The 19,990-nt window shown below is 70.2% G+C and carries 22 protein-coding genes; 6 read left to right on the top strand and 16 right to left on the bottom strand.

Translation table 11 applies throughout. The annotated features are described in order from the left end of the window. The first annotated feature begins 41 nt into the window (after positions 1-41). Positions 42-818, top strand: coding sequence for a transporter (locus ACFXMV_RS13640; protein WP_378499409.1), 777 nt, complete (start codon positions 42-44; stop codon positions 816-818). Between the two features lie 23 nt (positions 819-841). Next, positions 842-1,528, top strand: a complete 687-nt coding sequence (locus tag ACFXMV_RS13635; RefSeq protein WP_378499408.1) for a GNAT family N-acetyltransferase — start codon at positions 842-844, stop codon at positions 1,526-1,528. 10 nt (positions 1,529-1,538) lie between these two features. On the opposite strand, the gene ACFXMV_RS13630 is transcribed toward ACFXMV_RS13635, so the two are convergent. The 7 genes from ACFXMV_RS13630 to ACFXMV_RS13600 all read right to left on the bottom strand — a co-directional run bounded on the left by ACFXMV_RS13630 (position 1,539) and on the right by ACFXMV_RS13600 (position 9,512). Beyond that, positions 1,539-2,267: a hypothetical protein gene (locus tag ACFXMV_RS13630; RefSeq protein ID WP_378499407.1), complete on the bottom strand. Its 729-nt coding sequence runs from the start codon at positions 2,265-2,267 to the stop codon at positions 1,539-1,541. Positions 2,268-2,275: 8 nt separating this feature from the next. Next, positions 2,276-4,078, bottom strand: coding sequence for a penicillin-binding transpeptidase domain-containing protein (locus ACFXMV_RS13625; protein WP_378499406.1), 1,803 nt, complete (start codon positions 4,076-4,078; stop codon positions 2,276-2,278). A gap of 105 nt (positions 4,079-4,183) precedes the next feature. Next, positions 4,184-5,020, bottom strand: coding sequence for a GNAT family N-acetyltransferase (locus ACFXMV_RS13620; protein ID WP_378499405.1), 837 nt, complete (start codon positions 5,018-5,020; stop codon positions 4,184-4,186). 57 nt (positions 5,021-5,077) lie between these two features. After that, positions 5,078-6,238: a flavodoxin-dependent (E)-4-hydroxy-3-methylbut-2-enyl-diphosphate synthase gene (ispG, locus tag ACFXMV_RS13615; RefSeq protein ID WP_378503404.1), complete on the bottom strand. Its 1,161-nt coding sequence runs from the start codon at positions 6,236-6,238 to the stop codon at positions 5,078-5,080. Positions 6,239-6,281: 43 nt separating this feature from the next. Then, positions 6,282-7,511: a M50 family metallopeptidase gene (locus ACFXMV_RS13610; protein WP_378503405.1), complete on the bottom strand. Its 1,230-nt coding sequence runs from the start codon at positions 7,509-7,511 to the stop codon at positions 6,282-6,284. A 6-nt stretch (positions 7,512-7,517) separates the two neighbouring features. After that, on the bottom strand, positions 7,518-8,666 hold the full coding sequence (gene dxr, locus ACFXMV_RS13605) for a 1-deoxy-D-xylulose-5-phosphate reductoisomerase (protein ID WP_378503406.1): 1,149 nt from the start codon (positions 8,664-8,666) through the stop codon (positions 7,518-7,520). Positions 8,667-8,717: 51 nt separating this feature from the next. Further along, positions 8,718-9,512 carry an SDR family oxidoreductase gene (locus ACFXMV_RS13600; RefSeq protein WP_378502228.1) on the bottom strand — a complete coding sequence of 265 codons (795 nt, stop codon included), beginning with the start codon at positions 9,510-9,512 and terminating at the stop codon, positions 8,718-8,720. A 55-nt stretch (positions 9,513-9,567) separates the two neighbouring features. Here ACFXMV_RS13600 and ACFXMV_RS13595 point away from each other — a divergent pair, with 55 nt between their 5' ends. Continuing rightward, the gene (locus ACFXMV_RS13595; protein WP_378502227.1) at positions 9,568-10,104 is read left to right on the top strand and encodes a DUF1990 family protein; all 537 of its coding nucleotides are present in this window, start codon (positions 9,568-9,570) and stop codon (positions 10,102-10,104) included. Positions 10,105-10,171: 67 nt separating this feature from the next. Further along, complete coding sequence (locus tag ACFXMV_RS13590; protein ID WP_378503407.1) at positions 10,172-10,441, top strand: DUF2631 domain-containing protein; 270 nt, start codon at positions 10,172-10,174, stop codon at positions 10,439-10,441. 140 nt (positions 10,442-10,581) lie between these two features. Here ACFXMV_RS13590 and rlmN read toward each other — a convergent pair whose 3' ends face one another. After that, entirely contained in the window at positions 10,582-11,691 is a 1,110-nt protein-coding gene (rlmN, locus tag ACFXMV_RS13585) for a 23S rRNA (adenine(2503)-C(2))-methyltransferase RlmN (protein ID WP_378501121.1), read from the bottom strand. Positions 11,692-11,784: 93 nt separating this feature from the next. Here rlmN and ACFXMV_RS13580 point away from each other — a divergent pair, with 93 nt between their 5' ends. Further along, on the top strand, positions 11,785-12,177 hold the full coding sequence (locus tag ACFXMV_RS13580) for a lipopolysaccharide assembly protein LapA domain-containing protein (RefSeq protein ID WP_378501122.1): 393 nt from the start codon (positions 11,785-11,787) through the stop codon (positions 12,175-12,177). 1 nt (position 12,178) lies between these two features. On the opposite strand, the gene ACFXMV_RS13575 is transcribed toward ACFXMV_RS13580, so the two are convergent. The 6 genes from ACFXMV_RS13575 to rpsB form a co-directional block, all read right to left on the bottom strand. Then, positions 12,179-12,877: a class I SAM-dependent methyltransferase gene (locus ACFXMV_RS13575; protein WP_378501123.1), complete on the bottom strand. Its 699-nt coding sequence runs from the start codon at positions 12,875-12,877 to the stop codon at positions 12,179-12,181. Then, on the bottom strand, positions 12,874-13,737 hold the full coding sequence (locus tag ACFXMV_RS13570) for a phosphatidate cytidylyltransferase (protein WP_378501124.1): 864 nt from the start codon (positions 13,735-13,737) through the stop codon (positions 12,874-12,876). Before ACFXMV_RS13570 ends, ACFXMV_RS13575 begins: the two co-directional genes overlap by 4 nt. Next, on the bottom strand, positions 13,737-14,294 hold the full coding sequence (gene frr / locus ACFXMV_RS13565) for a ribosome recycling factor (protein ID WP_378501125.1): 558 nt from the start codon (positions 14,292-14,294) through the stop codon (positions 13,737-13,739). Before frr ends, ACFXMV_RS13570 begins: the two co-directional genes overlap by 1 nt. A gap of 37 nt (positions 14,295-14,331) precedes the next feature. Next, the gene (gene pyrH / locus ACFXMV_RS13560; RefSeq protein WP_378501126.1) at positions 14,332-15,075 is read right to left on the bottom strand and encodes a UMP kinase; all 744 of its coding nucleotides are present in this window, start codon (positions 15,073-15,075) and stop codon (positions 14,332-14,334) included. Between the two features lie 236 nt (positions 15,076-15,311). Next, positions 15,312-16,136 (bottom strand): translation elongation factor Ts, encoded by an 825-nt coding sequence (gene tsf / locus ACFXMV_RS13555; RefSeq protein WP_378501127.1) that lies wholly within the window; start codon positions 16,134-16,136, stop codon positions 15,312-15,314. A gap of 89 nt (positions 16,137-16,225) precedes the next feature. Continuing rightward, positions 16,226-17,086, bottom strand: a complete 861-nt coding sequence (gene rpsB / locus ACFXMV_RS13550; protein ID WP_378502143.1) for a 30S ribosomal protein S2 — start codon at positions 17,084-17,086, stop codon at positions 16,226-16,228. Between the two features lie 273 nt (positions 17,087-17,359). Between rpsB and ACFXMV_RS13545 the strand changes: the two genes are divergently transcribed. Next, a complete protein-coding gene (locus ACFXMV_RS13545) occupies positions 17,360-17,848 on the top strand; it encodes a M23 family metallopeptidase (RefSeq protein ID WP_378502144.1) in 489 nt (162 codons plus the stop codon). On the opposite strand, the gene ACFXMV_RS13540 is transcribed toward ACFXMV_RS13545, so the two are convergent. Next, positions 17,845-18,957 carry an AAA family ATPase gene (locus tag ACFXMV_RS13540; protein ID WP_378503408.1) on the bottom strand — a complete coding sequence of 371 codons (1,113 nt, stop codon included), beginning with the start codon at positions 18,955-18,957 and terminating at the stop codon, positions 17,845-17,847. The two genes, ACFXMV_RS13545 and ACFXMV_RS13540, sit on opposite strands and share 4 nt — an antisense overlap. A gap of 72 nt (positions 18,958-19,029) precedes the next feature. Further along, entirely contained in the window at positions 19,030-19,980 is a 951-nt protein-coding gene (locus ACFXMV_RS13535; protein ID WP_378499372.1) for a tyrosine recombinase XerC, read from the bottom strand. Positions 19,981-19,990: the final 10 nt, after the last annotated feature.

Here is a 19,990-nt window from a genome sequence, read left to right as displayed (position 1 = left end):
ATACTCCGGATCGACTGTCCGACGCCGATCTCAGGGGTGCCATGTCCGCGAATCCGACCACCGACGACCTGCTGGCGCTGGCGCGGTCCTCCCCGACCGCCGTCGCCGTGCACGACAGGGCCGCCTGGCTCGGCCTGTTCGCGCGCCAGCACATCATCGAGGACCCGGTCGGCGGGCGGCCGGTGCTCGGCGGGCTGCACGACCGGAAGTCGGGCCGACGCGGCGGCGACCCGCTGGCCCGGTTCTGGGACACCTTCATCGCACCCAACGGCATCAGCTTCGACATCGAACACGAGGACATCGTCGACGGACTGCACGTCGTCCGGGACGTGACCATCGAAACCCGACTCTCGGCCGGGGTCGTGGCCAGGGCGCCGATGCACCTGCTCTACGAGGCCACCCTCGACGACGGCGAACCCCGCATCCGCAGGATCGCCGCACACTGGGAGGTGACGCCGATGTTCGCGCAGGTCGCCGGCGTCAGCCCCGAGCGACTGAAGGTCACCGCGGCGATGAGTGCGCGGATGCTGCGACTGCAGGGCCTGGGCGGCTCACTCGCCTTCGGCAAGGCCGCCCTGAGCGTCGGCAAGAAGGGCAAGGCGTCGGTCCGGCGACTGGTCGACTCGGCACATCGCGGCGACGCGAACGCACTGAAGATGCTCGGCGGCAACGCGATCACCGACCTGACCAAGGTGATCGCCGCAGGCGACGCGGTCACCGCCTCCGGCACCGTGGACGGCAGGCACGCCGTGCTGTTCGCCTATCTCGACCGCAAGACCCACAGCGTCAGCGAGTGCAAGGTGTACGTCGGCGGCTGATGCCGGCAGTCGATACTGGTCGAATGCCGCAGCACCACACCGACCCCGCCCGGTTCCGGCCGATCGACGATCCCAGGCCGGCCGATCATCCGTGGCCGACGATGACGTGGCCGGTCCCCGCCGGAACCGAACTCGTCGGCGCCTCGATCCGGTTGACGCCGCTGGACCCGGCCGCCGACGCACCGGAACTGTTCCATGCGCTCGACCGCGACCGAGTCTGGGCCCACGTACCCTGGCGGCCGTCGGATCCCGCGCAGTTCGAGGCCTTCCTCCGCGCGCGGTGCGAGCAACAGGAGTGGCAGCAGTGGACCGTCCGCACCGTCGCCTCGATCGGAGAACTTCCAGCGGGCGCGATCGTCGGGATCACGGCCTACCTCGACGTTGCCGTGCGCGACGCCCGGCTCGAGATCGGGATGACACTTTATGCCCCCGAAGTCTGGAGCAGCACAGTCAATCCCGAGGCGAAGGCGCTCCTGCTGCGCTACGCGTTCGAGGAACTGGGGGTGGGACGCGTCCAGCTCAAGACCGACGTGCGCAATGTCCGCTCGCAACAGGCCATCGCCCGCCTCGGCGCCACCTACGAGGGGACGCTCCGCCGCAGCTTCCGGCGTGAGGACGGCACCGTCCGGGACAGCGTCCTGTTCTCGATCGTCGCCGAGGACTGGCCCGAGGTCCGGGACCGATTGGCCGCTCGGCTCGACACTGCCTGACCGCGCGCCGCTACACGCCAGTTCCGTTCCGCGAGCGCAGGAACCGTCGCCACCGACCGAAACGCCGCCGCCTGAATAGCTCGTCGGCCATCGGCTCGTCCACCGCCAGGATCCGTATCTCGCCCTCCTGCCCGCACCACGCATCGCCGAGGTGCCGGATCGAGACGCACACCCCGGTCTGCACGTCGAGGCGAACCACCGTGTCCGCGTTGGGAACCCAGGGCACCTGATCGAGTGCACCCGAGCCGCTGAGCAGGGCACAACAGTCGCAGCGCGGCTCGTAGTCGGGTGTGGGCCGGACCCGCGCCTCCCAGGCTTGGCGACCATGGTGGGTCACCTCGCGGACACCGCCGATCTCCACCCCGTCGGATAGCTCGACCGGGTCGAGCAGCGCGACCCAGAAGTAGTCGGAGTGAAGCGGCGGGTCGTAGTCGATGGCGACATCCTCCGGCCGCGCCGAGACCAGCCCGCTGCCGTCAAATGTGGGATCGACGTCCGTCGGCCAGACCCGCTCGATGGGCGTGCCCCTGCCGTTGCTCGAGTACCCCATGCGGTTGAACGGCTGGGCTTCGGACTGGACCTGGGTGACCTCGCCCCTCGATTCCACCCGCAGCCGGTCCGGCCGCGCGATCCAGGCATGCTCGACCATTCCCGAGCGATCCAGCTCGAACTCGAGTGTCGACCACCGCCACGGCGACGACCTGGCGAGCGCGCGAAAGTCGGTGACGGCGGGCGTCATCGCTCGCCTCAGTACCCCTCGGGCAACGCCGCGAACATGTCCCGCGTCACGGCCACCGCGTTGTCGGAGCTGCCGCCCCTGACCACCAGCGTCGCGAACGCGATGTCGCCGCGGTACCCGACGAACCACGCGTGCGAGCCGCCGTCGACCTCGGCCTCACCGGTCTTGCCGTAGACCTCGCCCTGGTCCGCGATCCGGGTGGCGGTACCGCTGACCACCACGTCGCGCATCATCCCGCGCAGGCCCTCGACCATCTCCGGGGTGATCGGCGGATGAGCGCCCTCGATCGTGGTTTCCTCCCCCGCGATCAGCTGCGGCACCGGCGTCGATCCGTTCGCGATCGTCGCGGCCGCCAGCGCCATGCCGAAGGTGCTGACGACGACCTTGCCCTGCCCGAACCCGTCCTCGGTGCGCTGCACCAGTTCCGGCGCGGGCGGGACGGAGCCGGAATCGGTTGGCAGCCCGGCGACGTCGTAGTCGGGCCCGATGCCGAAGCGCGCGGCCGCCACCGTCAGCGCGTCGGGCTCCATCTCGCTGGCCAGCTTGGCGAAGGTGGTGTTGCAGGAGCGCGCGAACGCGGTGCTCATCGACACCGTGCCAAGCGCGAACTCGTTGTAGTTCGGCACCGACCGTTCCCCGATGATGATCCGGCCCGGGCACCCGACGGGGGTGCCGGGCTTGGCGAGGCCGTTGTCGATGGCCGCGCCTGCCGTGATGATCTTGAACGTCGAGCCGGGCGGGTACAGACCGGTCGTCGCGACCGGGCCGTCCTTGTCTGCGGCCTTGTTCTGCGCGACCGCCAGCACCGCGCCGGTGGACGGCTGCAGCACCACCATCATCGCCTGCTCCACCCGGGCGTTCACCGCGTTCTGCGCTGCCACCTGGATGGGTCGGTCCAGGTTCACCGAGAAGGACGGCGCCGGTTCGGGTTTGGTCTCGGTGAGCACGTCGATGTCGACGCCGTTCTTGTTGACGGTGACCACGCTCCAGCCGGCCTTGCCGTCCACCTCGTCGATCACCCGCTTCTTGACCTGGCCGATCAGGTCCGGGGCGAAGTCGCGATCGGTGGAGACCAGGTCCGCCACCTCCGAGACCGTGACCCCGGACAGGCCGCTCAGCGCCCCGGCCACCGTGTCGTAGTCCTCCTGCCGCAGCCTGGCCACCAGGTAGTCGCCCTCGACCGCGGTCGCCGACTCCACGATCGACTGCGGCGTGAGCGACTTGTCGAAGGGCGCCAGCGCCGTCGCCAGCGCGGTCGCGACCGCCGTCACGTTGGCAGAGTCCTTGGCGTTGAACTCGATCCGCTCGATGGTCCCCGGCACGAGCACGTCGGAGCCGGCCCGCTCGTTGACCCGGGCCCGCGGCGCCGCAGTGGCCCGCAGCGTCATCGTCTGGGTGTCGCCGAGCTTCGGGTGCACGTCGGCGGCGGACCAGCGGACCGCCCACTCCCCGTTGCGCCTGCCCATCTGCAGGTCGCCGGTGTAGGTCCAGACCCGATTCTTGGGCAGGTGCCATTCGTAGGTGTAGCCGACGGTCGCGGTGTCCCCGTCCATCCGGACGGATCGGGTCGTGGCGGTGAGGGATTCGGCCTGCAGCCCCTCCCATGCGGAGTCGAGCGCGGACCGCGCTTCCTCCGGCCGGTCGGACAGCTCGGCGGCACGCCCGGTGTCCCGGTCGGCGACCGCGTCGAGGAACTCCTGCGCTGCCGGTTCCGGGCCGTCCGGCTTCGGTGTGCACGCGGCCGCGCCGAGGACGAGCGCGCCCGTGACGACGAGCGAGGAAAGGATGCGGGGCGCGGCGGTAGAGATCATCGCCTGCCATCGTAGGTGGGGGTGGCGCGGCGGCCGGGGAGACACCCGGACTCTGAGTGTGTTTCACCCCAACCGGGTACGACTCGCGCACGGGCGGCGCAGCCGCTAGTCGAGCAGGACCGTCGAGAACGTGCCGACCTGGGTGAACCCGATGCGCTGGTAGGTCCGCCTCGCCTGATGGTTGTAGCTGTTCACGTAGAGGCTCGCGGTCCGCCCCGACGCCACCACCGCCGCCGCCACGGACGCCGTTCCGCCCGCGCCGAGACCGTGGCCGCGGTACCGGGGGTGCACCCACACGCCCTGGATCTGGCCGACCTGAGCGGACATCGAGCCGACCTCCGCCTTGAAGGTCACCTCCTCGCCGTCGAACCGGGCCCACGCCCGGCCCGAGGCGATCAGGCCGGCGACCCGGCGCCGGTAACCGCGGCCGCCGTCGTTGGACCGGGGGTCGACGCCGACCTCCTCGATGAACATCGCGATCGCGGCCTTGAGGTAGGGCTCGAGCTGCTCCATCCGCACCGGCCGCACGTACGGATCCGGCGCGACGACGGGCGGCGCCGACAACGCCAGCAGCGGCTGCTCGGCCCGGACCTCCCGCGCGGGACCCCAGTCGGTCTCGAGCATCTCCCACAGCGGCAACGTCAGCTCGGTGCGCCCGACCACCGACGAACACATCCGCGGTCCGCGGCACGCCCGGTCCGCAAAGGCCCGGAGGTCGTCGAGGTCGCCGCGCAGCGGCACCAGGTTCGCGCCCGAGAAGCACAGCGATTCGGCCGGCCCGCCCCGGCTCCACAGCTCCCCGTTGATGGCGCGTGGGTCCACCCCGAGGTCCTGGATTCGGGCGGCGACCATGCACGAGGCGATCGGGTCGGCGTCCAGCACCCGCAACACGTGCACCCTGTCGCGCGCACCGAGCTGCCTGGCGCCGAGCAGTTTGAGCACCGAGTCACCCCCGGGTCGGGTCGAAAGGGTCTGGTGATCCCACGATACGTGCGAGCGTCAGCTGACGGTAACGACCGGGGATCCCGGTGCGGATTCGTTTTCGCCGAACTCCTCGGCGATCCGCATGGCCTCCTCGATCAGCGTTTCCACGATCATCGCCTCCGGCACCGTCTTGATGACCTTGCCCTTGACGAAGATCTGGCCCTTGCCGTTGCCGGACGCGACGCCGAGGTCCGCCTCACGGGCCTCGCCGGGACCGTTGACCACGCATCCCATCACCGCCACCCGCAGCGGGATCTCCATGCCCTCGAGGCCCGCGGTCACCTGCTCGGCGAGGGTGTACACGTCCACCTGGGCGCGCCCGCAGGACGGGCAGGACACGATCTCCAGCTTGCGCGGGCGCAGGTTCAGCGACTGCAGGATCTGCGTGCCGACCTTGATCTCCTCGGCCGGCGGCGCGGACAGCGAGACGCGGATGGTGTCGCCGATGCCCTCCGCCAGCAGCGCGCCGAACGCGACCGCGGACTTGATGGTGCCCTGGAATGCGGGGCCGGCCTCGGTCACCCCGAGGTGCAGCGGGTAGTCGCACTTCGCCGCGAGCTGCCGGTACGCCTCCACCATGATCACCGGGTCGTTGTGCTTGACGGAGATCTTGATGTCGCCGAAGCCGTGCTCCTCGAACAGGCCCGCCTCCCACAGTGCCGACTCGACGAGCGCCTCCGGGGTGGCCTTGCCGTACTTCTGCATCAGCCGCGGGTCGAGCGACCCGGCGTTGACACCGATCCGGATCGGGATGCCCGCGTCCCCGGCGGCCTTGGCCACCTCAGCGACCCGGCCGTCGAACTCCTTGATGTTGCCGGGGTTCACCCGCACCGCCGCGCAGCCGGCGTCGATGGCCGCGAAGATGTACCGCGGCTGGAAATGGATGTCCGCGATGACCGGGATCTGGCTCTTCTTCGCGATCGTCGCCAGCGCGTCGGCGTCCTCCTGGCGGGGGCAGGCCACGCGCACGATGTCGCAGCCGGACGCGGTCAGCTCGGCGATCTGCTGCAGGGTGGCGTTGATGTCGTGCGTCTTGGTCGTGCACATCGACTGCACGGACACCGGGAAGTCGCTGCCGACCCCGACGGACCCGACCTGCAGCTGGCGGGTCTTGCGGCGCGGCGCGAGGACGGCGGCCGGGCCTTCGGGCATGCCCAATCCGACGGGGCTGGTCACGTAGATGCCTTCTTTCGTAGCGTCAGGTCAAGTTTAGCGAGCACTAGAAGATCTTGATCGGGTTGACGATGTCCGCGGTCAGCGTGAGCAGCATGTACGCGCCGCCCAACGCGATGACCACGTAGGTGATCGGCATCAGCTTCATGTAGTCGACGGGCCCGCCCGCGGGCAGGCCGCGCCAGCCGCGGATCTTGTTGCGGATCTTCTCGTAGATCGCCACCGCCATGTGCCCGCCGTCGAGCGGGAGCAGCGGCACCAGGTTGAAGATGCCGAGGAAGAAGTTCAGCGTCGCGAGCAAGCCGATGAACATGTCGATCAGTCCGCGTTCGGCCATCTGACCGCCGATGACCGAGGCGCCGACCACGCTGATCGGGGTCTCGATGTCGCGTTCGCCGCCGGTGACGGCGGTCCACAGGTCCGCGACCTTCGCCGGCATCTTGACCAGCGCCTCCGCGCTGCGGACGAAGACGTCGCCGGTGTAGACGACGCTTCCCGGGATGGCGGAGAGCGCCGAGTACTCGATGAAGTTCGGCGGCGCCTTGATACCGATCGCGCCGACGTCCTGGGAGACCGGGGGCAGCGGGTTGCTGTTCGTGGAATCCGGATCGTTGACCCAGCGCTGCGCCTGCTGCACCTGCACGTCGATCACCTGGGTCTGCCCGTCCCGGTCGACGGTGAATTCGGCGGTGCCCGACAGCGGCTGGGTCGCGTCGACCACGTCGCGGAACGTGGAGGTCGGCGTCCCGTTGACCGCGATGACCACGTCGCCGGGCAGGATGCCCGCCTGCTGCGCGGGCCCATCGCCGGTGCAGTCCGCCAGCTTGTAGTCGTCGTCCTTGCCTGCCTGGGTCGGCGCGACGCAGGTGACGCCCTCCACGACGGCCCGGGTCTCGGTGTTCGGCAGGCCCCAGCCGACGGCCTGGATGTAGACCAGCACGAATCCGAGGATGAAGTTCATCGCGATGCCGCCGGACATGACGACCAGGCGCTTCCACGTCTTCTGCTTGTACATCGCGCGGTCGACCTCGTCGGGCGCGAGCTCGTCGTGCTGGGTCATGCCCGCGATGTCGCAGAAGCCGCCCGCCGGGATGGCCTTGAGGCCGTACTCGGTCTCGCCGCGGCGGAACGAGAAGATCTTCGGGCCGAAGCCGATGTAGTAACGGCGGACCTTCATCCCCAGCGCGCGGGCGGTCCACATGTGGCCTGCCTCGTGCAGCGCGATGGAGATCGTGATGCCCAACGCGAACAGCACCACACCTATGACGAACACCATGCGGCTCTAGTCCTCCTGCTTGACGAGCTCGTGTGCCCGTGCGCGCGCCCACCCGTCGGCGGCGAGTACGTCCTCCACGGTAGCCGGTGGCGCGGACCACTCGTCACCACCAGCGAGAACGCGTTCGACGGTGCGCACGATCGCCGGGAACCGGATGGTTCCGTCCAGGAACGCCTGCGCGGCGACCTCGTTGGCGGCGTTGTAGACGGCGGTCAGGCAGCCACCGGCCTTGCCAGCCGCCCTTGCCAGGTCGACGGCCAGGAACACCGACGCGTCGAGCGGCTCGAACGTCCAGGTGGCGGCGGTGGAGAAGTCGCAGGCCGCGGCCGCGCCAGGCACCCGGTCCGGCCAGCCGAGGGCCAGCGCGATCGGCAGCTTCATGTCCGGCGGGCTGGCCTGCGCGAGGGTGGAGCCGTCGGTGAACGTGGCCATCGAGTGCACGATCGACTGCGGGTGCACGGTGACGTCGATGCGGTCGTAGTCGATACCGAACAGCAGGTGCGTCTCGATCAGCTCGAGTCCCTTGTTCACCATCGTTGCCGAGTTCAGCGTGTTCATCGGGCCCATCGACCAGGTCGGGTGGGCCCCGGCCTGCTCGGGGGTGACGGACTCGAGGGCCGCGGCGGTCCAGCCGCGGAACGGTCCGCCGGAGGCGGTGAGCACCAGCCGGTCCACCTCCTCGGCGCGCCCGCCACGTAGGCACTGCGCCAGCGCCGAGTGCTCGGAGTCCACCGGCACGATCTGTCCGGGCGCCGCGGCGGCGGTGACCAGCGGGCCGCCCGCGACGAGCGATTCCTTGTTCGCAAGCGCCAGCCGGGCGCCCGATTCGAGCGCGGCGAGCGTCGGCTCGAGGCCGAGGGAGCCGACGAGCGCGTTGAGCACCACGTCCGCGCCGGTGGTCCGGACGAGTTCGGTGACGGCACCGGGACCGCTGAGCACCGGCAGCTCGAGCTTCGCGGCGGCTGTCGGGTCGGCGACCGCGACCGCGGTCACCCCGGTGTCCCGGATCTGACGGGCCAGCAGGTCGATGTTGCCGCCGCCTGCCGCCAGCCCGACGACGGTGAACTTGTCGGGGTTGGCGGCGATGACCTCGAGGGCCTGGGTGCCGATTGATCCGGTGCTGCCGAGCAGGAGCACGCGCGTAGGTTCTGCCACCCGTCCATTGTTCACGACGGCACCTGAGAAGAAGCTGACAGGACACCCGCGTCAGGGCTGACGGAAGGTGTCGGCGTTGGCCGCGGCCCACTGCGCGAAGGTCGTGGCCGGTCGTCCGGTGATCTCCTCGACCGCCGCGTTCGCCTGCTGCGGCGCCCCGACCAGCGACGCGACGGCGCTCTCGATGTAGAACCGGGCGTTCTCACCCATGACCGGCTCGAGGATCTCGATGGCCGCCTCGGAGGGGACCCGGACGAACTCCGCGCCGAGTTCGGCGACCCGCTCGGCCCGCGAGTGGGCTTCCGGCCCCGTCAGCTCGTAGGTCTGGCCCGCGTGCCCGTCACCGAGCAGCACGGACGCCGCGACCCGGGCTATGTCGTCCATCGCGATCGGGGCACTGACCACGTCCGGGAACGGATCGCGCACCTGCCCGGTACGCCGGACCTGGTCGCCCCAGACGAGATAGTTCTCCAGGAACTCCCCCGCCCACAGGTGCGTCCAGTCGATCCCGGACCGCTCGACGGCCAATGTGACCGCTCCCCACCAGGATTCGGGTTCGCCGGACAGGTCCACGATGTGCCGGACCCCGGCCTCGCGGGCGAGCGCCATGACCTCGTCGACAGTCTCCGGGGTCGGCGCCAGGTACATCCTCTCGACGCCCTCGAACGCGGACGGCAGCGATTCGGGCCGCCGCAGGTAGCCCTCCGCGACCTCGACGCCTTCCGGCAGCCCGGCCCGTCGGGGGTTGTTCGTCAGGGCCCGGACGTCGGACGCGCCCGCCTCGAGGAGATGGTCGACGACCAGTCGGCCGATGTTCGCGGTGGCCCCGGTGACCAGAATCGTCATGTAGTACACCGTACGGTTCCGGTCGGGGCCTGGCCACCCTGACAGGATTGCGTCCGTGAACCTGGACGCATTGCGGACCGCCCCGTGGACCTATCCGGAGGTCGGCGCCACCCGGGGAGATCTGCCGGTCGGCTACCACCACGTCCACGAGGCCGCAACCGTCGGGCGCGGCGCCGAGGACTTCGAGCGGTCGAGAGGAATCCTGCTCGGCTGGGACATGCACCGTCGCGCCGGCCTGCGGGTGGAGTCCACCGACGACGAGGCCGCGCCTGGCGCCGTCGTGGTCCTGCGGCTGGGACCGGGTCCACTGGCGGTCGCCGCACCGTGCCGGGTGGTGTACCGGATCGACGAGCCGCGCCGGGCGGGATTTGCCTACGGCACCCTGCCCGGACATCCCGAGCGCGGCGAGGAACGGTTCGTCGTCGAGCTCGTCGACGACGGCCGGGTGCGAGTGGTCATCGACGCCTTCTCGACCGGCGGCGGTGCGCTTGCCCGCCTGGGCGGTCCGGTGAATCGGGCGGTGCAGCGACTGATCACCCGCCGCTACCTCGACGCGTTCACGCGGCCGCCGCGGGCGCGCCGACCCAGCTAGGTACGACGGGCGGTCGTATGTCACGATATGCAGGCAAGCGCACCCGTACGAGCAGGAGGATCGACCTGTGGCCGCCACCAAGCTGGATCCCAGCGCCAACGAGCCCCTCGTTGCTGCGCACGTCGACACCGCAGAGGTCCCGTCGGCCGCATGGGGCTGGAGCGGCGAGGCGCCGCGCCTCTTCCGTTTCCTGGGCTGGTTCTTCGCCGCGTTCCTGCTCGTCTACACGATCGGCAACCACGAGGGCAAGGTCGAGGACCTGTGGCTCGTCGGAATCGCCGCGGGCATGGTCTTCCTGCTCGTGCGCGACATCATCCGTCGCCGCAAGCCCCGGTAGACAAGAACTTTCGGCAACGGCCGCGCCGCTCCCCTGGGAGCCGCGCGGCCGTTGCCGTTCCGGACTGGGTGCACACTCTGTGGCCGATTCGGCAGATTCCGCGCAATCGGCGCACAGAGTGTGAGGAAAATCCGGCGGTGTCAGTTCTCCGCGGCTAGCTGACCGCAAGCCGCGGCGATCTCCTGGCCGCGGGTGTCGCGGACCGTGCAGGACACGCCCTGCGCGATGACCCGGCGCACGAACTCACGCTCGACGTCCTTGGGGCTGGCGTCCCACTTGCTGCCCGGCGTCGGGTTCAGCGGGATCAGGTTCACGTGCACCCGCGACCCGAGGGCCTTGTGCAGCTTCTTGCCGAGCATGTCCGCCCGCCACGGCTGGTCGTTGATGTCGCGGATCAGCGCGTACTCGATCGACACGCGGCGACCGGTCTGGTCGGCGTAGTACTTGGCGGCGTCGAGCACCTCGGCCACGGTCCACCGGTTGTTGACCGGGACCAGGGTGTCGCGCAGCTCGTCGTCCGGGGTGTGCAGCGACACCGCCAGCGTCACCGACAGGCCCTCGTCGGCGAGCTTGCGGATCGCGGGCGCCAGCCCCACCGTCGACACGGTCACCGAGCGCTGCGACAGCCCGAGCCCGTCGGGCGCGGGCGAGGTGATCTTGCGGACCGCGTCGACCACCCGCTTGTAGTTGGCGAGCGGCTCACCCATGCCCATGAACACCACGTTCGACAGGCGTCCCTCGCCGCCCGCGACCTCCCCGTCGCGCATCGCGGCGGCCGCGGCCCGCACCTGGTCCACGATCTCGGCCGTGGACAGGTTCCTGGTGAGCCCGGCCTGACCGGTCGCGCAGAACGGGCACGCCATCCCGCAGCCGGCCTGACTGGAGATGCACAGCGTCGCCCGGTCCGGGTAGCGCATCAGCACGCTCTCGAGCAGCGTGCCGTCGTTCGCCTTCCACAGCGTCTTGCGGGTGCTGCCGTCGTCGCAGGCGACGTGCTTGACCGCGGTCAGCAGCGTCGGGAACAGCGCCTCCCCCACCTTCTCGCGCACCGACGCGGGCAGGTCGGTCATCTTCTCGGGGTCGGCCTCGAGCCGGCCGTAGTACTGGCGGGCCAGCTGATCGGCCCGGAAACCGGGCAGACCCAACTCCTGAACGGCCGCCTTCCTGCCCTCGGAATCGAGGTCGGCGAGGTGCGTCGGCGGCATGCCGCGACGCGGAGCGTTGAATACGAGGGGTACGGGAACGGCCATAGTGAAATCCAGTGTCCCATCCGGCACCCGCGACATGCGAATTCTCGACCCGATGCGCGTGCAATCACACATCCGGTGCGAAATGATCGGGGCATGGCGCGCAGCGACGGACCCGACCCGGACACCACCTCCGACCCGATCGACGAACCGCTCGACGGGTCGAAGTCGGTCCCCGACCCCACCGCGGCCCCCGCACCCACCCCGTCGGCTGGTCAGCCGCAACCCAGCCTGGGCCACACCAAGGCCGCCGCCACCTGGACCGGGCTCGTCATCGGCGTCCTGGTACTGATCCTGCTGCTCGTGTTCATCCTGCAGAACCTCGACAAGGTCGGACTCAAGCTGTTCTTCTGGGAGTTCTCGCTCCCGCTCGGGGTGAGCCTGCTGCTGGCCGCGATCGCGGGCGCGCTGATCATGGCCCTCGCGGGCGGTGTCCGAATCCTGCAGATTCGCCGGGTGGCGAAGAAGGCGCGGTCCGCCGCCAGCTGATTCAATACAGCAGCCCCGAGGGCGCGCGCCTGGTGTGGATCCGGTAGCCGACCTCGAGCGCCAATCCCGGGGTCTGCGCGTAGGCGCGCCGCGCGATCTTGCCGCTGAACTCGATCCCGAGCACGGCGCGCAGCGCCTCCCGGCTGTCGAACTCCCACCGCGTCCGCACCCGCGACAGCTCGAATCCCTGTGCGGCGAAAAATGACTCGACCGCGGCCGGGTCGTAGTGCGGCAGGTCCGCACGCATCCACTCCCCGTACGGGCCCGCGGACGCGTCCAGGTCCACCACCGCCAGCACGCCCCCTGGACGCAGCACCCGCATGGCTTCGGTGATGCCCGGCCCGCAGCCCGCGCCGAAGAAGTACGCGGTCCTGGCGTGCACCACGTCGACGCTCGAGTCCGGGAGCGGGATGCGCTCGGCGGAACCCTCGAGCACGGTGACCGCGGCACCGACACGCTTGCGGGCCCTGGCGACCAGCGGCGGGTGCGGCTCGACGCCGACGACCGACCGGGCCTGCGCCGCGAACACGGGCAGGTGGAAGCCGGCGCCGCAGCCGAGGTCGAGCACGTCGCGTCCGGCCCAGTCGGCGACCCGCCGCAGCTCCGCGAACACCGCGCCGTCCGCGTCCTGGGCTCGGTTCTCCACCTCGTAGACATCCGGCCAGTGCCAGATGTTCGGGCTCGGGATCGGTGCCGTCACAGCAGCGCGGTCAGCACCAGCCAGGTGACGAACGCGGACGGCAGCAGCGAGTCAAGCCGGTCCATGATGCCGCCGTGCCCTGGCAGCAGGGTGCCCATGTCCTTGATGCCGAGCTCGCGCTTGACCTGCGACTCGATCAGGTCACCCGTGGTGGCCACGAGGACCAGCACGACGCCGAGCACGACGCCGATGACCGCGTTCGCGTCGAGGATGAGGGTGACGGTCAGGACCGAGCCGATCACGCAGAAGATCATCGAGCCGGCGAAGCCCTCCCACGACTTCTTCGGGCTGATCGCGGGCACCATCGGGTGCTTGCCGAACAGCACGCCGGCGGCGTAGCCGCCCACGTCCGAGCAGACCACGCCGATGATCAGGCAGAAGACCCGTCCGGGTCCGTCCTCCTGACGCACCATCAACGTCGCGAAGGAGGCGAGCAGCGGGATCCACGCGGCGACGAACACGGCCACGCCGGTGTCGCGGAGGAAGTTCTGTGGGGTGGCCTTGAGCCCGCCCTGCAGCAGCCGCCACAGCATGCAGGCGAGGACCGTGCCCGCGAACCCGCCGAGTACGCCGGTGGTGCCGTACGGCCAGCCCAGCCAGATCGTCGCCTGCCCGCCGAGCAGCAGCGGGATCAGCGGGACCGTGATCCCGCCCTCGCCCAGCCGCTTGGCGACCTCCCATGTCGCGACGGCCATCGCGGTGGCGACGATGGCGAAGAACAGGTTCGGGACGTAGAGCAGCGCGGCGATGAGCATCCCGCCGAGCCCCGCGCCGACCGCGATCGCCGCGGGCAGGTCTCGTCCCGCCTTGGCGTTCACCGCCGCGGCGGCGCCCTGAGGCGCCGAGCCTTCGGTTGACACTAAACCTCCAGCAATTCGGCTTCCTTGTGCTTCACAAGTTCGTCGATGTGCGCCACGTACTTGGCAGTGGTCTTGTCGAGTTCCTTCTCGGCGCGCCCGACCTCGTCCTCGCCCGCGTCGCCGTCCTTCTGGATGCGCGAGAGCTCGTCCATCGCCTTGCGGCGGACGTTGCGGATGGAGACCTTGGCGTCCTCGCCCTTGCCCTTCGCCTGCTTGACGAACTCGCGGCGGCGCTCCTCGGTGAGCTGCGGCACCGAGATGCGGATGATGCTGCCGTCGTTGCTGGGGTTCAGGCCCAGGTCCGAGTTGCGGATCGCGGTCTCGATCGGCCCGAGCTGCGCGGCCTCGTAAGGCTTGATGATGACCATCCGGGCCTCGGGCACGCTGATGCTCGCCAGCTGCGTGATCGGGGTGACCGAGCCGTAGTACTCGATGTGGATCCGGTTGAACATGCCGGGGTTCGCCCGGCCGGTCCGGATGCCGCCGAGGTCCTCCTTGGCCACCGCGATGGCCTTCTCCATCTTCTCCTCGGCGTCGAAGAGAGCTTCATCAATCACGGTGTTCCTCCAGGCTCGGCGGGTGCGGTGGGATGGTTCATGACTTGACGAGTGTTCCGATCTTCTCACCGGCCACCGCGCGCGCGATGTTCCCCTCGGTGAGCAGGTTGAACACCATGATCGGCATCTGGTTGTCCATGCACAGGCTGAACGCGGTCGCGTCGGCGACCTTGAGTCCCTGCTCGATCACCTCGCGGTGGGTGATCTCGGTGTACATCGTCGCGTCCGGGTCCTCCCGCGGATCGGCGGTGTAGACGCCGTCGACGGCCTTCGCCATCAACACGACCTCGGCGCCGATCTCGAGGGCGCGCTGCGCCGCCGTGGTGTCGGTGGAGAAGTACGGCATGCCCATGCCAGCGCCGAAGATGACGACGCGACCCTTCTCGAGGTGCCTGCGCGCCCGCAGCGGCAGGTACGGCTCGGCGACCTGGCCCATGGTGATGGCGGTCTGCACGCGGGTGGCGACGCCCTGCTTCTCCAGGAAGTCCTGCAGCGCAAGGCAGTTCATCACGGTGCCGAGCATGCCCATGTAGTCGGACCGGGACCGGTCCATGCCGCGCTGCTGCAGTTCGGCGCCGCGGAAGAAGTTGCCGCCGCCGATGACCACCGCGACCTGCACGCCGGAGTTGACCACCTCGGCGATCTGCGCCGCCACCGTCTGCACCACATCGGGGTCAAGACCGACCTCGCCACCACCGAACATCTCGCCGCCGAGCTTGAGCAGGACGCGCTTGAAGCCGTCACGTCGGGGCGCGGAATCGGTCGGTGCGGGTTCGGTCATGGCTCTCCTCGATCGTCGGTGCCGCCGTGGGGGCGGTGTGCGGCCAGCATGAATCGGCCACCCGGTGTTCTGGCCACAGATGACCTCCTCATCCTGCCTTATCCGCCCCCGTGAGCGGTGCCCGGGGCCGTCGACGCGCGGCCGCACAGTTCGCCGGAGGTGCAGAAAGGCCCCGCACCCGGAAACCGGGGCGGGGCCTTTCCTTGAAACTGATGCAGCCGTCGAGCTGGTGCCGACTAGCTGGCGCCGACCTCGAACCGCGCGAAGCGGGTGATGGTCACGCCTGCCTCGTCGAGAAGCGCCTTGACGGTCTTCTTCGAGTCGGTGACGGAGGACTGCTCGGTGAGCACGACGTCCTTGAAGAAGCCGTTGACCCGACCCTCGACGATCTTGGGGAGTGCAGCCTCGGGCTTGCCCTCCTCCTTGGCGGTCTCCTCGGCGACGCGGCGCTCGGCCTCGACGATCTCCGCGGGAACCTCGTCACGGGTGACGTACTTCGCCTTGAGCGCGGCGACCTGCATGGCGGCGGCGCGAGCGGCCTCCGCAGCAGCGTCACCCTCGCCCGTGTACTCGACCAGGACGCCAACGGCGGGCGGCAGGTCGGCACTGCGCTTGTGCAGGTAGGTCGCGACCGGGCCGTCGAATGCGACGACGCGACGCAGCTCGAGCTTCTCGCCGATCTTCGCGGACAGGGCCGCGACGAGCTCGTCAGCGGTCTGATCGCCCGCGGAGGCGGCCTTGAGGGCGTCGAGGTCGGCAGGCTTGGCCGCGGCGGCCGCGGTGACGACCTTGTCCGCGAGCTCCTGGAACTCGGCGTTCTTGGCGACGAAGTCGGTCTCGCAGTTGAGCTCGACCATGACGCCGTCCTTGGCGACGACCAGGCCCTCGGCCGTGGTGCGCTCGGCGCGCTTGCCCACGTCCTTGGCGCCCTTGATGCGGAGCAGCTCGACGGCCTTGTCGAAGTCGCCGTCGGTCTCGGCAAGCGCGTTCTTGCAATCCATCATTCCGGAGCCGGTGAGCTCGCGGAGCCGCTTCACGTCAGCGGCGGTGTAGTTCGCCATTGGGGGCGAGCCTCCTTGAGTGAGATTCGATGCCTGGGGTGGAGCGTGAAGTGAAGCGGCCCTGACCTTGGTAGGTCAGGGCCGAGTCACTAGGCCTGCGGGGCCTCCGCTGCGGGAGCCTCGGTGGCCTCGGCTGCGGGAGCCTCGGCTGCTGCCTCCGCCTCGGCGGCGGGGGCGGCCTGCGAGAGCAGCTCCTGCTCCCACTCGGCGAGCGGCTCGCCTGCGCCTGCCTCGGGCTTGGCGTCGTCGGCCGCGTTGCGTCCGGCGCGGGCCTGCACACCCTCGGCCACCGCGGAGGCGACGACCTTGGTCAGCAGTGCGGCGGAGCGGATCGCGTCGTCGTTGCCCGGGATCGGGTAATCGACCAGGTCGGGATCGCAGTTGGTGTCCAGGATCGCGATGACCGGGATGTTCAGCTTGCGGGCCTCGGAGACCGCGAGGTGCTCCTTGTTGGTGTCGACGACCCAGATGGCCGACGGAACCTTGGCCATGTCCCGGATACCACCGAGGGTGCGGTCCAGCTTGGTCATCTCACGCGTGAGCATGAGGATTTCCTTCTTGGTGCGACCCTCGAAGCCACCGGTCTGCTCCATGGCCTCGAGATCCTTGAGGCGCAGCAGACGCTTGTGGACGGTGGAGAAGTTGGTGAGCATGCCGCCGAGCCAGCGCTGGTTCACGTAGGGCATGCCCACGCGGGTGGCCTCTTCGGCGATGGACTCCTGCGCCTGCTTCTTGGTGCCGACGAAGAGCACGGTGCCGCCGTGGGCAACGGTCTCCTTGACGAACTCGTACGCCTTGTCGATGTACGTCAGGGTCTGCTGCAGGTCGATGATGTAGATGCCGTTGCGGTCCGTGAGGATGAAACGCTTCATCTTCGGGTTCCAGCGACGGGTCTGGTGCCCGAAGTGGGTACCACTGTCGAGCATCTGCTTCATGGTTACGACAGCCATGGCTGTGTACCTCTTTCATAGCCGGTTGACGCAGGCGATCGGTGATCCCTGCCCTGGCGCCCGCCAGCCCCCGGACCTGCACGGGTGCAGGACCAGCCGAAGGCCGTTGTTCATGCGCGGGCGCGCGAAGTCGGACTGTGCGAGCACAGACCGCATGGACAGTGTACGGGCTGCCACCAGCAGGTCATAACCGGCACTGTGGACAACCGATCGTTCATCCACAGATCGCCCGACGCCGCCCCGACAGGGCCCGGCCTGACCCAGGCTGGATGGATGCGGATCCTGGCCCTCCCCGGTTTGTGCGCGCTGCTGCTGCTCTGCGGACCACCCCCGGTCGCCGCGGCGCCCGACGGCTACTCCTGGCCGCTGCGCCCGCGACCCGGGGTCGCCCGAGCCTTCGACCCGCCCGAGCAGGACTGGCTGCCCGGGCACCGGGGCGTCGACCTGAACGGCATCCCTGGCCAGGCGGTGCTCGCCGCGGGCGACGGGGTGGTGGCGTTCGCCGGGGTTGTGGCGGGCAAGCCTGTGGTCTCGGTCGACCACCCGGGCGGGCTGCGAACCACCTACGAGCCGGTCCGGGCGACGGTCGACGTCGGCGGCCGGGTCGGCCGAGGCACCCCGCTCGGCGCCCTCGAGCCGGGGCATCCGGGGTGCGCGACCTGCCTGCACTGGGGGCTGCGGCGCGGGCGGGAGTACCTCGACCCGCTCGGGCTGGTGCGGGGCGCGCCGGTGCGTCTCAAGCCGCTGCGGGCAGGCGCCTAGGCCCAGTCCGCGACGGCGTGCCGGCCCGCGGAGACCGGGAAGTCGTCCGCGACCATCGCGGCGAGCTCGACGAACGCCCGGCGGGTCGCGGGCTTGAGCAGGGCCAGGTCGATCTCGGCCCCCTCGGCGAGGTGCTCATCGAAGGGCACCACCTGTACGGCGCGGCACCGCGCGAGGAAATGCCTGCTCAACTCGTCCAGGTCGATGGTCGTCGCGCCGGGCCGGGCGGAACTGATCACCACGACCGTCCGCTCGACCAGGTGCCCGTAGCCGTGGTGTTGCAGCCAATCCAGGGTGGCCGCGGCGCTGCGGGCCCCGTCGATCGCGGGCGAACTGACCAGGACAAGCGAATTAGCAAGCTGCAGAACGCCATTCATCGCCGAGTGCATGATGCCGGTGCCGCAGTCGGTGAGGATGATGTTGTAGTACACCTGCAGGATGTCGATCACCGACCGGTAATCGGCCTCGCTGAACGCCTCCGACATGGCCGGATCCTGCTCGCTGGCCAGCACCTCCAGCCGGCTCTCCGCCTGCGAGGTGTGCCTGCGCACATCGGAGTAGCGGCGCAGGTTCGGCCCGTCGGCGAGCAGGTCTCGCACCGTCGAGGAGGTCTGCAGCGGGACCCGCGTCGCGAGGGTGCCCATGTCCGGGTTCGCGTCCACCGCGATCACCTGGTCCCCCCGCAGCGACGCGAACGTCGAGCCGAGCCCCACCGTCGTCGTGGTCTTGCCCACGCCGCCCTTGAGCGAGAGGAAAGCGATCCGGTAGTCCCCGCGGATCGGCTGGTTGATCCGCTCGACCAGGGCCTGCAGATGCAGTTCGTCGCCGGACTGACCGGGGTTGATGACCCCGCCGGAGAGTCGGTGCACGGCGGCACGCCAGCCGGCGTCGGGGGCGCGGCGCGGACGCCCCCGCAGCGCCCCCGCGACCAGGTCCTGATTGGTGGGCTGATGCGGCGGCGGCGGCGCCGCCGGCCGGATCGGCTCCGTCCAGGTCGGTTCGGCCGGGGCGGGGGCGACGTGCGACGCATTCTGGTCCGTCCAGGACGGCGCCTCCGCGGGCGCGGCGGCACCCTGCAGCCAGGCCGGCGTCGAATGATCGCGGTTCACAATTCCCCCGAATGTGTGTACAGATCTGCGGATTCGACCCGCAGCAATTCCGGGCCGAGGCTACCAAGCGCTTCAGGCCCGCGGGTGCGCCTGATCGTGCACCGCCCGCAACCGCGCCACCGACACGTGGGTGTACAGCTGCGTGGTCGCCAGACTGCTGTGCCCGAGCAGCTCCTGCACCACCCGGAGGTCGGCACCGCCCTCGAGCAGGTGGGTCGCCGCCGAGTGCCGCAGCCCGTGCGGGCCGAGGCTCGGCGCGCCCGGGACCGCCTCGAGGACCTCGTGCACGACGCTCCTGGCCTGCCGCTGATCGATCCGGCCGCCGCGACGCCCCAGCAGCAGCGCCCGTCCCGAGCGCTCGTTCGCCAGCGCCGGGCGCCCCGACGTCAGCCAGGCGTCGACGGCGGCGGCCGCGGGCCCCCCGAACGGCACCGACCGCTCCTTGTTGCCCTTGCCGAGCACCCGCAGCACCCGGCGCTCGAGGTCGACGTCGTCGAGGTCCAGACCGCACAGCTCCCCGACCCGGATGCCGCTGGCGTACAGCAGCTCCACGATCAGCCGATCCCGCACCGCGATCGGCTCGAGCTGCGCCGCACCGGATTCCGCGGCCTGCATGGCCTCGGCCGCCTGGCCCTGGCGCAATACGGCCGGCAGGGTGCGGTGCGCCTTGGGCGCGACCAGGCGGACCCCGGGATCGCGCGCGATCCGGCGGGTTCGGGTCAGCCAGGCGGTGAAGGTGCGGGCGGCCGCGGTGCGGCGAGCCAGGGTGGTGCGCGCCACCCCCGCCGCCGCCTGCGCGGACAGCCAGGACCGCATCGCCCGAAGGTCGATGTCGTCGAGTCCCGCATCCTCCGACGCGGCCGCGAGGTGCGCGAGCAGCGACCGGGCGTCGGCCAGATACGCCCGGACCGTGTGCTCGGACCGGCCCCGCTCGAGCGTCAGATACTCGGCGTAGGCATCGAGATGCGCGGCCAACCGCGCGGGCACCTCACCCGGTTCCTGCCGCTTCGCCTGCGAACTCATGTGCGCACCG

The sequence above is a fragment of the Rhodococcus sp. NPDC059179 genome (assembly GCF_042754885.1).
GTDB lineage: Bacteria > Actinomycetota > Actinomycetes > Mycobacteriales > Mycobacteriaceae > Rhodococcus_G.
Note: the sequence above shows the minus strand (reverse complement) of the source record. Positions and strands in the feature narration are given on the sequence as shown.

Excerpts from the sequence above, each read along its gene's own strand:
- ACFXMV_RS13580 (WP_378501122.1), top strand. The coding sequence starts at position 11,785 with ATGGCGCGCAGCGACGGACCCGACCCGGACACCACCTCCGACCCGATC.
- ACFXMV_RS13610 (WP_378503405.1), bottom strand. The coding sequence starts at position 7,511 with ATGGTGTTCGTCATAGGTGTGGTGCTGTTCGCGTTGGGCATCACGATC.
- rlmN (WP_378501121.1), bottom strand. The coding sequence starts at position 11,691 with ATGGCCGTTCCCGTACCCCTCGTATTCAACGCTCCGCGTCGCGGCATG.
- ACFXMV_RS13535 (WP_378499372.1), bottom strand. The coding sequence starts at position 19,980 with ATGAGTTCGCAGGCGAAGCGGCAGGAACCGGGTGAGGTGCCCGCGCGG.
- ACFXMV_RS13635 (WP_378499408.1), top strand. The coding sequence starts at position 842 with ATGCCGCAGCACCACACCGACCCCGCCCGGTTCCGGCCGATCGACGAT.
- pyrH (WP_378501126.1), bottom strand. The coding sequence starts at position 15,075 with ATGACCGAACCCGCACCGACCGATTCCGCGCCCCGACGTGACGGCTTC.
- ACFXMV_RS13640 (WP_378499409.1), top strand. The coding sequence starts at position 42 with ATGTCCGCGAATCCGACCACCGACGACCTGCTGGCGCTGGCGCGGTCC.
- ACFXMV_RS13630 (WP_378499407.1), bottom strand. The coding sequence starts at position 2,267 with ATGACGCCCGCCGTCACCGACTTTCGCGCGCTCGCCAGGTCGTCGCCG.
- ACFXMV_RS13600 (WP_378502228.1), bottom strand. The coding sequence starts at position 9,512 with ATGACGATTCTGGTCACCGGGGCCACCGCGAACATCGGCCGACTGGTC.
- ACFXMV_RS13545 (WP_378502144.1), top strand. The coding sequence starts at position 17,360 with ATGCGGATCCTGGCCCTCCCCGGTTTGTGCGCGCTGCTGCTGCTCTGC.
- rpsB (WP_378502143.1), bottom strand. The coding sequence starts at position 17,086 with ATGGCTGTCGTAACCATGAAGCAGATGCTCGACAGTGGTACCCACTTC.
- ACFXMV_RS13625 (WP_378499406.1), bottom strand. The coding sequence starts at position 4,078 with ATGATCTCTACCGCCGCGCCCCGCATCCTTTCCTCGCTCGTCGTCACG.
- tsf (WP_378501127.1), bottom strand. The coding sequence starts at position 16,136 with ATGGCGAACTACACCGCCGCTGACGTGAAGCGGCTCCGCGAGCTCACC.